Below are 14,298 nucleotides of genomic sequence, written 5' to 3'. Positions count from 1 at the left end.
CGTGGGACCACAGATCGGGATCGTCGCCGACGACCTCACCGGCGGCACCACCGTCGGTGCGCTGCTGGCCCGCCGCGGAGTGCCCACCACCGTGCTGTTCAGCCGGGAGTCGGTGACCCGGGACGCCCAGGGCGCCGAGGGGGCGGTGGTGGTCAGCACCGACTCGCGGGCGATGCCACCGGAGGTCGCCTTCGGCCGGGTCCGTGCCGCCACCCTCGCGCTGGCCGCCGCCGGTGCCCGGCAGTTCGCCAAGCGGATCGACACCACCTGTCGCGGGGGCATCGGCGCGGAGGTGGAGGGGATGCTCGCCGCACTGGACCCGGGACATGTCGCGGTGATCGTCCCGGCCATGCCGCAGTCCCGGCGGATCGTGGTGGACGGGTACTCGGTGATCGACTCGGTGCTGTTGGCCCGGACCGGCGTGGCCCAGGACGTGCGCACCCCGGTCACCGAGTCGCATCTGCCCACCCTGCTGGCCGAGCAGTTCTCGGTCCCGATCGGCCACGTCGGGATCGGAGCCGTGCTGGCCGGGCCACAGGTGCTGCACCGGGAGCTGGCCCGGGTCCGGACGAACGGTGCCCGGGCGATCCTGGTGGACGCCGCGTCGCTGGAGGACGTCACGGCGATCGCGGCGGCCACGGTCGCGCTCGGCTGGAGCGTGATCGCGGTCGACCCCGGGCCGTTCACCACTGCGCTGGCCGCTGCCCAGGGCATCGCCGCTCCGGCCGACCGGGCGGATCACCCGCTCCGGGACGAGCCGTCCGCCGAGGACCGCGGCACGGTGGTCGTGGTGGCGGGCAGCGCGACCGCGGTGACCCACCGGCAGATCGCCCGGGTACGGGCGGCCGCCGGCACCGAGACCATCGCGGTCGATCCCGCCGCCCTGCTGGACGAGGCCGGAGCAAGCCAGGTCGCGGACGAGGTCGCCACCCGTGCCCGGGCCTGGCATCGGGACGGCCACCCCCGGGTCGCGGTGCTCGCTTTCGACACCGTGGTCGACGGGCGACCGCCGGACCCGGAACGGCTGTCCCGGCTCAGCGGTTTGTCCGGTCACCAGGTCGCCATCCGGCTGTCCGACCAACTCGGCGGCCTGGCCCGGGTGCTGGCCGACCAGGTGGCCCCACACTGCGCCGGCTTCTACCTGACCGGCGGCGACGTGATGGTCCGGTCGGTCGCCGCGCTCGGCGCCCAGGGCATCACGTTGCGCGACTTCGTCATCCCGCAGGTCGACCACGGTGTCCTGCGCGGTGGTCCGTACGACGGCTTGCCGGTCGTCTGCAAGGGCGGGCTGACCGGCGACGACCGCACCGCCCTGCACTCCGTCAACCGTCTCTTCGACGAAAGGTCCCGCACCGATGCCCACAGCCCCGCGTAAGCCCGTCACCGCCATCACCCTCGGCGATCCGGCGGGCATCGGCCCGGAGATCGTCCTGGAGACGATCCTGGACGGCGACCTGCACGACGTGTGCGCGCCGTTCGTGATCGGCAACCGGACTGCACTGGAACGGGCGGCGGCGATCCAGGGCCGCCCCGCGCCGCGACTCCATCCGATCGACGGGCCGGAACAGGCAGAGTTCCGGCCCGGGACGATCGATCTGCTGGACACCGGGGTGGACCCGGAGGCCGAGATCGACTTCGGCCGGATCCAGGTGACCGCCGCTCGTCAGGCTTACTCCTACATCGAGCGCTCGATCGGCCTTGGGCTCGCAGGCCGGATCGACGCGGTGTCCACCTCGCCGATCAACAAGGCCGCACTGGCGGCGGCCGGCATCGAACACATCGGGCACACCGAGATCTACCAACACCTGACCGGGGCGCCGTACGCGCTGACCATGTTCAACGTGCACAAGCTGCGGGTGTTCTTCGCGACCCGGCACGTCGCGCTCCGGGAGGCGTGCGACCTGATCACCCGGGACCGGATCCGGGCCCACCTGGTGGACATCGACTACGAGCTCCGCCGGCTCGGCATTCCCAGCCCGCGGATCGCGGTGGCGGCGCTGAACCCGCACGTCGGGGAGAACGGGATGTTCGGCACCGAGGAGATCGAGCACCTCGCACCGGCGGTGGCCGACGCCCGGGAGTGGGGGATCGATGCCGTCGGCCCGTTGTCCGCCGACGCGATCTTCGCCTTCGCCCTGGACGGTCGCTACGACGCGATTCTGTCGCTCTACCACGACCAGGGGCACATCGCCTGCAAGACGCACGACTTCCACAAGGCGGTGACGATCACCCACGGACTGCCGTTCATGCGCAGCTCGGTGGATCACGGCACCGCCTTCGACATCGCGGGCACCGGGGTGGCGACCGGGGAGAGCATGATCGAGGCCACCCGGGTGTGCGCCCGGTACGCCACGATGGCGATGCGGGCCCGGGCCGAGCGGGAGGCGGACGGGCAGCAGGTGCGGCGGCGCGGGAGCGGGGCTCAGCCCACCTGCACGTCCACCACCAGCGCCCGGTGATCGGAGGAGTCGTCGTCCAGCACGATCGCGGACGTGAACGTCACCCCGCGGCCGAACACCCAGTCGATCCGGACCTCCGGGTCGACGCTGGGGAAGGTCAGGTCCGCCGGGTCGCCGGCGCTGTCCACCGCGCTGGTCCAGCCCTCGGCGAGCAGCTGCTCCGGTTCCGGCCAGCCGGGTTCGGCGTTGAAGTCGCCGGCCAGCACCGCCGGGCCGTCGTCGGGCAGCGCGGCGGCCAGGGCGTCCAGCTGGGCCAGCCGGGTCGCGGTGTTCTCGTCCCGGTGCTGCAGGTGCACGCTGGTCACCCGGACCCAGCTGCCGTCCTCGGCCTGCACCCGGGCGGTGACCGCCGAGCGCTGTTGCGGGCCCTCACCGTAGGGCAGTTCGATCACCTGGACGTCGGTCATCGGGGTGCGGGACAGCAGCAGGTTGCCGAACTGCCGGTCCGCGGCGGGGGCGTAGGCGACGTGCATGTCCAGCCGCTCGGCCAGCCAGGTCGCCATGTCCGCGCCACCGCCGAGCACCCAGCCCCGGGACACCTCCTGCAGCGCCACCACGTCGGGCTGCTGGTCCTCGATGGTCCGGGCGATCTGCTCCAGGTCGACCCGGGTGTCCGGCGCGACGCCGTAGTGCAGGTTCCAGCTCAGGACGCTCAGCCCGTCGTCGTGCGTGACCCGGACCAGGTGCCCCCACGGGTGCCACCAGCCGACCAGGAGCAGCAGCACCGACGGCAGCACCAGCAGGCGCAGCGCGTTGGCGCGCAGCGGGGGAGCGACCGGGCCCTCACCGGTGCGGGGGTCGACACCGGGGGTGGTGCGCCGCAGGCCGGACAGCGCGAGCAGCACCGCCCCGGCCACCACCACCCAGGCATTGTCCACGCCGAGCGGCACGTCGTAGTCGAGCAGGTAGACCAGCAGGACCAGCACCAGGATGCCGCCGACACCGCCGGTCGCGACCGCGGTCCGGGCGATGCCGGGCGGGGCCGGGCGGCGGGTGCTCAGCGACCCGGCCAGCACGATGCCGGTGGTGACCTGGGCCAACCCGGCGGCGATCAGGGCCGGCACCCCGGGCAGCAGGAAGGCCAGCGCGATCAGCACCGGCAGCGCGACCGCGCACACCACCCGCAGCGCCGGGGTCAGCACGTCGGGCACCAGCAGCACCCACACCGTCGCGGCGGCGGCCAGCAGCAGCACCGCGGCGGCGGTCACCAGGCCGAGGCCGGACTGCGCGGCGACGAAGGCCGGGTTTGCCAGCACCATCACCAGCAGTGCCAGCGCCGGGCCGAGTGACCAGGTGCGGCGCGGGCGGCCCTCGGCGGGGTCGTGCCGGGTCAGCGCGGCCAGGGCGACACCGGCGGCGACCAGGAGCAGCGCCCAGACGATCCCGGTGGCCCCGCCGCGCCACAGCGGGTCCCAGGTGCGCAGCACGGTCTGCACGCCGATCGACACCCCGGTGCCGAGCATGATCCCGATCGCGGCCTGCCGTCCTCCGGCGGTGCGGCCCGCCGCGCGGCAGACCGTCAGCACCAGGGCGGTGACGGCCAGGGCGGCGGTGAGCAGACCGGCGACCACCCGGGCCTGGTCGGCGACCAGTTGGGTCGCCAGCCGGGACACCCCGAGCGCGGCCACCGCCAGCAGGACGGTGCTGCCGCCGGGCATCCCGGTCCGGCGGCCGGTGACCAGCAGCGCGAGCGCGGCCAGCAGCGCCGGGGCGATCAGGTAGGTGCCCACCGCGGCCGCCGCCACCTGCGGGGTGCCCACGGTGAAGATCCGGTCCAGCACCGGGCCGGAGGCGCGCACGGCGTCCACGGCCAGCAGGGTGACGAGGCCGACCAGGGCGACCCGGGTGGCGATCCCGGCGTCGGGCGGCTGGGTGGAACGCGGTGCGGGTGTGCTCACGCGGAGCAACCTACCGAACGCTCAGCTCAGCGCGTTCTCGATCCGCGGGCGCAGCACCGGCCAAGCCTCGGCGAACGCGGTCAGCAGCGGGCGCCGATCCACCTCGTCCAGCGGGACCCAGGCGATCTCCGCGCTCTCGGCGTCGGTGGGCCGGACCTCGGCGTCCGGGACGGTGAGCACCGCCAGGACGGTGGTGTAGCTCCAGTCGACGTGGTCCAGCACCTGCTCGCCGATCACCCGAACCAGGGCCGGATCGACCCCCGCCTCCTCGGCCGCCTCGCGCAGGGCGGCCTGGACGGCGGTCTCGTGCGGCTCGCGCGCCCCGCCGGGGATGCCCCAGGTACCGCCCTGGTGGGTCCACTCCGCGCGGTGCTGCAGCACCACTGCCGGTGCCGGGTCCGGGCCGGGGCGGGCCAGCAGGAGCCCGGCGGCGCCGTGCAGGCCCCAGTGCCGGTGGCCGCAGCGGCAGTCCACCCAGCCGTCGCCGGGCCGCGGGCTCATGCGATGTCGCAGATCACCGCGCCGGCGCCGACGGTGGCCCCGACCGTGGCGCTCAGCCCGGTGACGGTGCCGGACCGGTGCGCGACCAGCTGCTGCTCCATCTTCATCGCCTCCAGGACGACGATCAGGTCGCCCTCGGTCACCTCGGCGCCGTCCTCGACCGCGACCTTGACGATCGTGCCCTGCATCGGGGAGGTCAGTCCGGCGGCCGACGCACCGGAACCGGTGGTGGCCCGGGCACCGGAGCGCCGCGGGGCCGGGCGCTTGGGGGCGGCACGGCGGCCGGCGCGGGCGGCCAGGGCGGCGGGCAGCACGACCTCCAGCCGCTTGCCGCCGACCTCCACCACCACCCGCTCCAGCTCGGTGGGCTCCGGCTCGTCCTCCGCCGGGGCGGTGCTGGCCGGGGCGCCGGTCAGGCCGGGCAGCCGATCGGCGAACTCGGTCTCGATCCAGCGGGTGTGCACCGCGAACGGCGTCGCCTCGTCCGCCGGGACGAACGCCTCGGACTCCATCACCGCCCGGTGGAACGGCAGCACGGTGGGGATGCCGGCCACCTCCATCTCGGCCAGGGCGCGGCGGGCACGCTGGGCGGCCTGGGTGCGGGTGGCGCCGGTGACGATCAGCTTGCCGATCATCGAGTCGAAGGCGCCGGAGACCGAGTCGCCCTCGGCCACCCCGAAGTCGGCGCGCACGCCCGGGCCGGTGGGCAGGCGCAGGGTGCTGATCCGGCCGGGGGAGGGCAGGAACCCGGCGGCCGGGTCCTCGCCGTTGATCCGGAACTCGAAGGAGTGCCCGCGGGTCTCGACGTGGTCGTAGCCCAGCGGCTCGCCGTCCGCGATCCGGAACTGCTCCCGGACCAGGTCGATGCCGCTGATCTCCTCGGTGACCGGGTGCTCGACCTGCAACCGGGTGTTCACCTCCAGGAAGGAGATGGTGCCGTCCACCGCCACCAGGAACTCACAGGTCCCGGCGCCGACGTAGCCGGCCTCGCGCAGGATCGCCTGCGAGGCGGACACCAGGCGGGCGCGCTGGTCGTCGGTCAGGTAGGGGGCCGGGGCCTCCTCCACCAGCTTCTGGTGCCGGCGCTGCAGGGAGCAGTCCCGGGTGGAGACCACCACCACGGTGCCGTGCTCGTCGGCCAGGCACTGCGTCTCCACGTGCCGCGGCCGGTCCAGGTACCGCTCGACGAAGCACTCGCCCCGGCCGAAGGCGGCGGTCGCCTCGCGCACCGCGGAGTCGTACAGCTCGTCGATCTCGTCCTCGGTGCGGGCGACCTTGAGCCCGCGGCCACCACCGCCGAAGGCCGCCTTGATCGCCACCGGCAGGCCGTGCTCGGCGACGAAGGCGTGCACCTCCGCCGCGCCGGAGACCGGGTCCGGGGTGCCGGCCACCAGCGGGGCACCGGCGCGCTGGGCGATATGCCGGGCGCTGACCTTGTCGCCGAGCGAGGTGATCGCGGCGGGCGGCGGGCCGATCCAGGTCAGCCCGGCGTCGATCACCGCCTGGGCGAACTCCGCGTTCTCGGACAGGAAGCCGTAGCCGGGGTGCACGGCGTCGGCACCGGAGCGGCGGGCCACGTCCAGCAGCTTGGCGATGTCCAGGTAGGTCTCGGCCGCGCGGGCACCGTCCAGGGCGTAGGCCTCGTCGGCCAGGCGGACGTGCGGGGCCTCACGGTCGGAGTCGGCGTAGACGGCGACGGAGCCGAGGCCGGCATCGCGGCAGGCACGGGCGACACGGACGGCGATCTCGCCACGGTTGGCGATCAGCACCTTGGAGATACGGGGCACGGCTCACCGTAACGCGCACCCACCCCGCGGCGGCGACCCGGCGGGGCCCTGCGCACGAACTCTGGCAGAACCGTCCAAGCCGCCCCGGAGCGGCATTGTCGGAATCCTCAGCGGCCCCGGTTCCACAGGTCGGTGATCGACAGCCCGGCCTGCCCGAGCAGGTCGCGCAGCAGCGGCAGGCTCAGCCCGACCACCCCGTGGTGATCGCCCTCGATCCCGGTGATGAACGGTCCGCCCAGACCGTCGATGGTGAACGCCCCGGCCACGTGCAGCGGCTCCCCGGTGGCGACGTAGGCGGCGATCTCCGGGTCGGTGACCTGGGCGAAGTGCACCGTGGTCGAGCTGGTCGCGCCCCGCTCGCCGCCGGCCGAGATCAGCCAGTGCCCGGTGTGCAGCACCGCCGTGCGGCCGCGCATCTGGCGCCACCGGGCCACCGCGTCCGCGGCATCGGCCGGCTTGCCCAGCACCTGCCCGTCCAGCTCCAGCATCGAGTCGCAGCCCAGCACCAGCGCCCCGGGTCGCCCGGCGGCCACGTCGCGTGCCTTGGCCCGGGCCAGCACCAGCACCGCCTCGGCCGGGGACACCGGACCGGCGGCTGCCAGCACCGCGGGTTCGTCCACCGCGGAGACCACGACCTCGGGTTCGATCCCCGCCGCGCGCAGGGTGGACAGCCGGGCGGGGGAGGCGGAGGCGAGCAGCAGCGTCACCCGTGGAGCGTAACCGGGACGATTGTCAGCATTTTCCGAGTCTGTGATGCCACCATGGTCCGCTGTGAGCGATGACGACCTGAGCGACGACCGGCCCGGTGCCCTGATCGTCGACGACGACCCCGGTTCGGAGGCCCGCTACCGCTGGCGCCGGCGGAACGCGACGGAGATGGCCATCTCCGGGGTGCTCGGCCTGTTCACCTCCTTCGTGCTGTCGATCGAGGCATGGCGGATCGCGGCCGATCCGGATCTGGAGCTCGGCTGCGACATCAACGCGGTGATCTCCTGCGGCACGGTCGCGCGGACCTGGCAGGCGAACCTGCTCGGCTTCCCGAACGCCTTCCTCGGGATCGCGTTCGAGGTCGTGGTCATCACGATCTCGATCGCCGCGATCGGCCGGGTGCGCTTCCCGCGCTGGTTCATGCTCGGCACCCAGGCGCTCTACACGATCGCGCTGTTCTTCGCGTACTGGCTGTTCCTGCAGGCTTACTTCGACATCGGCGTGCTGTGCCCCTGGTGCCTGCTGATCACGATCACCACCACGCTGGTCTTCGCCGGGCTCACCCGGTGGAACATCCGCGACGGGAACCTCAACGTCGGCCGATGGGCCCGCGAACTGGTCGCCTCCGGCACCGACTGGTACTTCACCATCGCCTGGCTGGTGCTGTTCGCCGCGATGGTGCTGTTCAAGTACGGGCCGTCGCTGCTGGCCTGAACCGCCCGCCACGCGACTAAGCCCCCCGCCGGAACCGTCCGGCGGGGGGCTTCGTCGTTGCTCAGGTCAGATCAGGCCAGATCAGGCCAGATCAGGCCAGATCAGGCCAGGGTGTCGCGCAGCACGTCCAGCGGCAGGGCGCCCAGGTTCAGCGCGCGCTGGTGGAAGCTCCGCAGATCGAACCCGGCCCCCTCGCGGGCGGCGACCGCGTCCCGGGTCTGCTCCCAGATCCGCTGGCCGATCTTGTAGGACGGCGCCTGACCCGGCCAGCCCAGGTACCGGTTCAGCTCGAACCGGACGAAGCCCTCGTCCATGTTGACGTTGGCGCGCAGGAACTCCCACGCCTTGTCCGCGTCCCAGGTGCCGCCACCCCACTCGGCCGGGGCGGGCAGGCCCAGGTGCACGCCCAGGTCCAGCACGACGCGGGCGGCACGCATCCGCTGGCCGTCCAGCATCCCGAGCCGGTCGCCGGCGTCGTCCAGGAACCCGAGGTCGGCCATCAGCCGCTCGGCGTAGAGCGCCCAGCCCTCACCGTGCCCGGAGACCCAGCAGGCCAGCCGGCGCCAGGAGTTGAGCTGCTCGCGCTGGTGCACCGCCTGGGCGATCTGCAGGTGATGACCCGGCACGCCCTCGTGGTAGACGGTGGTCTTCTCCCGCCAGGTGTTGAAGGTGGTCACGCCCGGCGGCACCGACCACCACATCCGGCCCGGCCGGCTGAAGTCGTCGCTCGGGCCGGTGTAGTAGATCCCGCCGTTCTGGGTCGGGGCGATCATGCACTCCAGGGCGTGCAGCGGCGCGGCGATGGTGAAGTGCGTGCCGTCCAGGGCGGCGATCGCCTCGTCGGCGGTGCGCTGCATCCACTCCTGCAGGGCCGCGGTGCCCTCCAGGCGGCGAGCCGGGTCGGCATCCAGGGCGGCGACCGCCTGCTCGACCGTGGCGCCCGGCCCGGAGATCTGGGCGGCGACCTCCTCCTGCTCGGCGACCACCCGGGCCAGCTCCTCCAGGCCCCACTGGTAGGTCTCCTCCAGGTCCACGGTGGCGCCGAGGAAGTAGCGCGACCACAGCGCGTACCGGTCCCGGCCAACCGCATCCTGCTCCGGGGCCCGCGGGGCGAGCTCCTCGGTCAGGAAGCCGGCCAGTTCGGCGTAGGCGGCCCGGGCGGCCTCGGCACCCTGCTGCAGGGCACCGGCCAGCGCCGGGTCCTGGGCCGCGGCGGCAGCGGCCTGCTCACCGGCGACGTACTGCACGAAGAACGAGGTCGACGGGTCGGCCAGCTCCTCGGCCTGGGTGATCGCCTCCCGGACCTGGCGGATTGCCGGCACCCGGCCCGCGGCGGCCGACTCGCGCAGCGACTCGACGTAGCCGGCCGCGGCCTGCGGGACGGCGGACAGCCGGCGGGCGATGGTCTGCCAGTCCTGGACGCCGTCGGTGGGCATCAGGTCGAAGACGTCGCGCATGCCCTGCACCGGGGAGGCGATGTTGTTCAGCTCGCGCTGCAGCTCGCCGGCCTCGTGCAACTCGACCTCCAGGCCGAGCCGCTCGCGCATGGCGGCCAGGGTCACCCGGTCGGTGTCGTCCACCGGGGTGGCGGCATCCAGCTCGCGCAGGGTGTGCCGGGCTGCCTCGGCCCGCGCATCGTGGCCGGCCGGGGAGTGGTCGGTCATCCGGTCGTCGTGGCCGGGGATGCCGAGGGCGGTGGCGCTCTCCGGGTCGAGGGCGGCGTAGGTCTGGACGTAGGCGTCGGCGATCCGGTCGATCGCGGACTCGGGGCGGGACGTGTTCACCCGCCCGACCTTAACGGGCGCTCCACCGCCAGGTGTCGGGACCCGGACGCCAGCTCGCCCGCGCGCCGGGCAACCGCCGGCCGCGATCGGACCAGGCGGCGGGCCGCTCCGGTTCGGCGGGGTCGTCGCCGGCGGCGGTGGCCGCGACCAGGCCGGCGACCAGGGCGGCCAGCTCCATGTCGTCCGGGGTGCCGCGGACCACCCGGACGTGGGTCAGGTCGCTCACCGGTCGTCCCCGTCCGGGTCCTCGTCGTCGAAGCCCACCGGTGCCCCGCGGGAGCTGCCCCACTCCTGCACCGAGAACCCGGCGGCGATCAGGCGCTCCACCAGATCGGCACCGCCGTTGTCGATCAGGCCCAGAGCGGCCTCGGCGGTCTGGTCGGTCGGCTCGGCGGGCAGCCCGATCACGAAGCCGAGGTGGAACTCGTCGACCGTGGCGCGCTCGTCCTCCTCCGGATGCCCGGGCTCCTCGCCCTCCCAGATCATCCCGGTCAGTTCCGGGTGCATGCCGAGTTCGCCGTGCAGCAGGTCGTACAGCCGGGCGTTCAGCGTGCCGACCCGGTTCTCCAGCGCGAGCAGCCGCGGGTCCTCGTCGGCCTCGGTGGACCCGAACTCGGCGCGCACCCCGACCGCGGTGTCGACATAGGAGTGCAGGGCGGCGGTCAGTTCGTCCACCAGCCGGTGGAACGGTGCGGCGTCCACCCCGGACATCGGCTGCGGGTTGTGGGCGGCGGTCGGGTCCTCGTCGGCGGCGCTCACAGCGGGATGTTCCCGTGCTTCTTGGCGGGCAGCTCGGCGCGCTTGGTCCGCAGCAGGCGCAGCGCCCGCACGATCTGGGACCGGGTCTGGGCGGGTGCGATCACCGCATCCACGTAGCCACGGTCGGCGGCGTCCCACGGGTTCACGATGGCCTCCTCGTACTCGCTGGTGAGGCGGGCCCGCTCGGCGTCGACGTCGCCGCCTGCCTCGGCCACGGCCTTGAGGGTGCCGCGCTGCAGGATGTTCACCGCGCCGCCCGCCCCCATGACGGCGATCTGCGCGGTGGGCCAGGCCAGGTTGACGTCCGCGCCGAGCTGCTTGGACCCCATCACGATGTACGCGCCACCGTACGCCTTCCGGGTGATCACCGTGACCAGGGGGACGGTCGCCTCGGCGTAGGCGTAGATCAGCTTCGCCCCGCGCCGGATGATCCCGTTCCACTCCTGGTCGGTGCCGGGCAGGAACCCGGGCACGTCCACGAAGGTCAGCACCGGGATGTTGAAGGCGTCACAGGTCCGCACGAAGCGGGCGGCCTTCTCCGCGGCATCGATGTCCAGGGTGCCGGCCGAGACCAGCGGCTGGTTGGCGACGATGCCGACCGAGTGGCCCTCGACCCGGCCGAAGCCGATCAGCACATTCCGGGCGAACAGCGGCTGCACCTCCAGCAGCTCGCCGTCGTCCAGCACGTGCTCGACCACGGTGCGCATGTCGTAGGGCTGGTTGTCCGAGTCCGGGACCAGGGTGTCCAGCTCTAGGTCCAGGTCGCCGACCTCGGTCGGGTCGCCGGTGTCCTCCACCGGCCAGACCGGGGCGTCGGACAGGTTGTTCTGCGGCAGGTAGCCGATCAACTGGCGGACGTAGTCCAGCGCGTCCTCCTCGTCGGAGGCCAGGTAGTGCGCCACCCCGGAGCGGGTGTTGTGCGTGGTCGCCCCGCCCAGCTCCTCGAAGCCGACGTCCTCGCCGGTGACCGCGCGGATCACGTCCGGGCCGGTGATGAACATGTTGGAGGTGCCGTCCGCCATCACGATGAAGTCGGTTAGGGCGGGGGAGTACACCGCGCCACCGGCGGACGGGCCGAGGATCAGGCTGATCTGCGGGATCACGCCGGAGGCGGCGACGTTGCGGCGGAAGATCTCCGCGAATTGGGTCAGGCCGGCCACGCCCTCCTGGATCCGGGCGCCACCGCCGTCGGAGATGCCGATCAGCGGGACGCCGGTGCGCAGCGCCAGGTCCATCACCTTGGTGATCTTCTGGCCGTGCACCTCGCCCAGGCTGCCGCCGAAGACCGTGAAGTCCTGGGAGTAGACCGCCACCGGGCGGCCGTCCACGGTGCCGTGGCCCACCACCACCCCGTCGCCGGGGATCCGCTTGGCGTCCAGGCCGAAGTTGGTCGAGCGGTGCCGGACGAAGGCGTCGATCTCGGTGAAGGACCCCGGGTCGAGCAACTGGTCGATCCGCTCGCGGGCGGTGCGCTTGCCGCGGGCGTGCTGCTTGGCGGCGGCGGCCTCCTCCGCCTCGGTCACCGCCCGGCGGTGGCGGTCGGCCAGGTCGGCCAGCTTGGCGGCGGTGCCGGGGGCCGGGGTGGCCGGGGTGGCCTGGTCGGGCTCGGTGGCCTCGGGCGCGGCTGCCGCGGTGGGCGTGGTGGGCTCGGTCACCCGGCCGAGCGTAGTTCGCATGGCCGCCCAGGTCAGTGCGGGGAGTGCGCAGCGTCCGGCGCCGGGCGGTGTGGGGATGCCACAACTGCACAATGGCCACCATGACCCGTCGCCCGATCCGGACCGACCAGCTCACCGGCGCACTCGCCCCGCTGCTGCCCGGCGGCGTCGTGCTGCTGGACGAGGCCGGCTCCACCAACACGGTGCTGCGTGAGCGGCTGGGCGAGCGGGACTGGGCCGGGCCGGTGCTGGTGGTCGCCGAACACCAGCGGGCGGGCCGTGGGCGGGCCGGTCACGGCTGGTCGACCCCGCGCGGCGCCGCCCTCACCCTGTCGCTGGCCTTCCGACCGGAGCGCGATCGTGCGTCCTGGGGCTGGCTCCCGCTGCTCACCGGTCTGGCGGTCATCCGCGCCGTGGAGCAGGTCACCGGTCTGGCCCCGGCGCTCAAGTGGCCGAACGACGTGCTGCTGCCCGACCCGGAGCCGGTGCCCGGGTGGGGCCGGTATCGCAAGGCGGTGGGCATCCTGGTCGAGGGCGCCGGGGAGGCGGTGATCGCCGGGATCGGGATCAATGTCGACCAGGACACCGTCGAGCTGCCGGTGCCGCACGCCGGGTCGCTGCGCACCGCCGGGGTGACCGGCACCGATCGCACCGCACTGGCGATCGCGGTGGTCCGGCAGGTGCTGGCGCTGGTGGCGGGGCCGGCGGACCCGGCGGCGGAGCAGAAGGTCCGGGACCGCTGCGCCACCGTCGGCGCCGAGATCGTGGCGGACCTGCCGGACGGCGGGCAGCTGACCGGTCTCGCGGAGGGGATCGGCCCCGACGGCGCACTGCTGGTGCGCACCGAGCAGGGTGTTCGCCCGCTGCACGCCGGTGATCTGCGTCACGTCCGTGCACGGCGTGAACTAGGCTCCGGAGCGTGACCGGACAGGGAATCGACGGGGCGACGGCCGCCACCTCCACGCCGCGGGCCGCGCGCCTGGACGCCGCACTGCTCGGCGGTCCGCGCACCCTCACCCTGCGTGACCTGGCCGAACGCTCCGGCGTCGAGCTGGATCTGGTCCGGCTGTACTGGCGCACGCTGGGCCTGCCGCACCCGGACGCCGACGACGTGGCGTTCACCGAGGCGGACGCCGAGGCGGTCGAGCGCACGATGGCGCTGCTGCGGGACGGCAAGGTCGACCAGCACACGATGATCTCCCTGACCCGGGCGCTCGGGCACACCGGCGACCGGCTGGCGCTCTGGCAGGTCGAGGCGCTGGTGGAGGACATGGCCACCCGGCGCGGCCTGGACGACCCGGCGGCCCGGCGTGCGGTGCTGGACGAACTGGACGAGCTGGCCCCGGTGCTGGTCGACCAGTTGGTGCACTCCTACCGGCGGCAGCTCGCGGCGATCGCCGGGCGGTACGCGGTGGAGTTCGCCGACGACGGGGGCGAGGAGACCGACCCCGCCGCACTGCCGCTGGCCCGGGCGGTGGGCTTCGCCGACATGGTCTCCTTCACCCGGCGCACCGCCGGACTGGGGTCCACCGACCTGTCCGACTTCGTGCAGCGGTTCGAGACGGTGGTCCGGGACGTGGTGACCGCCACCGGCGGCCGGGTGGTCAAGACCATCGGCGACGCGGTGTTGTTCGTCGCCGACGACATCGGCACCGGCGCCCGGGTGGCGACCGAGCTGGCCCGGGTGCTCGGCGGGGACCTGGACGTGGAACGCGAGCGGGCGGTCGGCGGTCTGGCCGAGGGCGCCCGCGGGGTGACGCCGGTCCGGGTGAGCGTGGTCTGGGGCCGGGTGCTGTCCCGGTTCGGCGACGTCTTCGGCCCGTCGGTGAACGTGGCCGCCCGGCTGACCGACATCGCCGAGCCGTCCACTGTGCTGACCGACCCCGCCACCGCGCGGCTGCTGGCCGGCGACCCCGGGGTCCGGCTGACCGAGCTGCCGGAGCGCGAGCTGGAGGGCATCGGCCGGATGGCGCCGGTCCGCGTCGACCGGATCTGACCGCCGAATCCGACCGCAGATTCTGACCGCGGAATCT

13 protein-coding genes are annotated in these 14,298 nt (G+C 73.8%); 5 read left to right on the top strand and 8 right to left on the bottom strand.

Annotated elements, in window-relative coordinates:
• Position 1: 1 nt before the first annotated feature.
• Both HGA03_RS19495 and pdxA read left to right on the top strand, forming a co-directional pair.
• Positions 2-1,375, top strand: a complete 1,374-nt coding sequence (locus HGA03_RS19495) for a four-carbon acid sugar kinase family protein (protein WP_168628223.1) — start codon at positions 2-4, stop codon at positions 1,373-1,375.
• Positions 1,356-2,459, top strand: coding sequence for a 4-hydroxythreonine-4-phosphate dehydrogenase PdxA (pdxA, locus tag HGA03_RS00235; RefSeq protein WP_168628222.1), 1,104 nt, complete (start codon positions 1,356-1,358; stop codon positions 2,457-2,459). Before HGA03_RS19495 ends, pdxA begins: the two co-directional genes overlap by 20 nt.
• Here pdxA and HGA03_RS00230 read toward each other — a convergent pair.
• The 4 genes from HGA03_RS00230 to HGA03_RS00215 form a co-directional block, all read right to left on the bottom strand.
• Positions 2,423-4,357 carry an endonuclease/exonuclease/phosphatase family protein gene (locus tag HGA03_RS00230; RefSeq protein ID WP_168628221.1) on the bottom strand — a complete coding sequence of 645 codons (1,935 nt, stop codon included), beginning with the start codon at positions 4,355-4,357 and terminating at the stop codon, positions 2,423-2,425. The genes pdxA and HGA03_RS00230 overlap by 37 nt on opposite strands.
• A 21-nt stretch (positions 4,358-4,378) precedes the next feature.
• Entirely contained in the window at positions 4,379-4,858 is a 480-nt protein-coding gene (locus HGA03_RS00225) for an NUDIX domain-containing protein (protein ID WP_168628220.1), read from the bottom strand.
• Positions 4,855-6,645, bottom strand: coding sequence for an acetyl/propionyl/methylcrotonyl-CoA carboxylase subunit alpha (locus HGA03_RS00220; RefSeq protein WP_168628219.1), 1,791 nt, complete (start codon positions 6,643-6,645; stop codon positions 4,855-4,857). The genes HGA03_RS00225 and HGA03_RS00220 overlap by 4 nt, the downstream gene beginning before the upstream one ends.
• A 107-nt stretch (positions 6,646-6,752) precedes the next feature.
• Positions 6,753-7,352 carry a Maf family protein gene (locus tag HGA03_RS00215; protein WP_168628218.1) on the bottom strand — a complete coding sequence of 200 codons (600 nt, stop codon included), beginning with the start codon at positions 7,350-7,352 and terminating at the stop codon, positions 6,753-6,755.
• 64 nt (positions 7,353-7,416) lie between these two features.
• Between HGA03_RS00215 and HGA03_RS00210 the strand changes: the two genes are divergently transcribed.
• Positions 7,417-8,067, top strand: coding sequence for a vitamin K epoxide reductase family protein (locus HGA03_RS00210; protein WP_239073633.1), 651 nt, complete (start codon positions 7,417-7,419; stop codon positions 8,065-8,067).
• A gap of 101 nt (positions 8,068-8,168) precedes the next feature.
• Here HGA03_RS00210 and HGA03_RS00205 read toward each other — a convergent pair whose 3' ends face one another.
• From HGA03_RS00205 to HGA03_RS00190, 4 genes are read right to left on the bottom strand one after another with little or no spacing between them, the layout of a single operon-like run.
• Entirely contained in the window at positions 8,169-9,851 is a 1,683-nt protein-coding gene (locus HGA03_RS00205) for a DUF885 domain-containing protein (RefSeq protein WP_168628216.1), read from the bottom strand.
• A gap of 10 nt (positions 9,852-9,861) precedes the next feature.
• Positions 9,862-10,077, bottom strand: coding sequence for an acyl-CoA carboxylase epsilon subunit (locus HGA03_RS00200; protein ID WP_308439767.1), 216 nt, complete (start codon positions 10,075-10,077; stop codon positions 9,862-9,864).
• A complete protein-coding gene (locus HGA03_RS00195) occupies positions 10,074-10,610 on the bottom strand; it encodes a hypothetical protein (protein ID WP_239073632.1) in 537 nt (178 codons plus the stop codon). The genes HGA03_RS00200 and HGA03_RS00195 overlap by 4 nt, the downstream gene beginning before the upstream one ends.
• The gene (locus HGA03_RS00190; protein WP_373307699.1) at positions 10,607-12,265 is read right to left on the bottom strand and encodes an acyl-CoA carboxylase subunit beta; all 1,659 of its coding nucleotides are present in this window, start codon (positions 12,263-12,265) and stop codon (positions 10,607-10,609) included. The genes HGA03_RS00195 and HGA03_RS00190 overlap by 4 nt, the downstream gene beginning before the upstream one ends.
• Before the next feature lie 101 nt (positions 12,266-12,366).
• On the opposite strand from HGA03_RS00190, the gene HGA03_RS00185 reads away from it, so the two are divergent.
• Positions 12,367-13,188 carry a biotin--[acetyl-CoA-carboxylase] ligase gene (locus HGA03_RS00185; RefSeq protein WP_168628215.1) on the top strand — a complete coding sequence of 274 codons (822 nt, stop codon included), beginning with the start codon at positions 12,367-12,369 and terminating at the stop codon, positions 13,186-13,188.
• On the top strand, positions 13,185-14,261 hold the full coding sequence (locus tag HGA03_RS00180; protein WP_168628214.1) for an adenylate/guanylate cyclase domain-containing protein: 1,077 nt from the start codon (positions 13,185-13,187) through the stop codon (positions 14,259-14,261). Before HGA03_RS00185 ends, HGA03_RS00180 begins: the two co-directional genes overlap by 4 nt.
• The last annotated feature ends 37 nt before the right edge of the window (positions 14,262-14,298 follow it).

The organism is Cellulomonas denverensis (assembly GCF_012396125.1).
Taxonomy (GTDB): domain Bacteria; phylum Actinomycetota; class Actinomycetes; order Actinomycetales; family Cellulomonadaceae; genus Cellulomonas; species Cellulomonas denverensis.
This window is presented reverse-complemented; position numbering and strand designations above follow the sequence as displayed.

Bases quoted from the DNA above. Each gene is read 5' to 3' on its own strand.
- pdxA (WP_168628222.1), top strand. From the start codon at position 1,356: ATGCCCACAGCCCCGCGTAAGCCCGTCACCGCCATCACCCTCGGCGAT.
- HGA03_RS00225 (WP_168628220.1), bottom strand. From the start codon at position 4,858: ATGAGCCCGCGGCCCGGCGACGGCTGGGTGGACTGCCGCTGCGGCCAC.
- HGA03_RS00185 (WP_168628215.1), top strand. From the start codon at position 12,367: ATGACCCGTCGCCCGATCCGGACCGACCAGCTCACCGGCGCACTCGCC.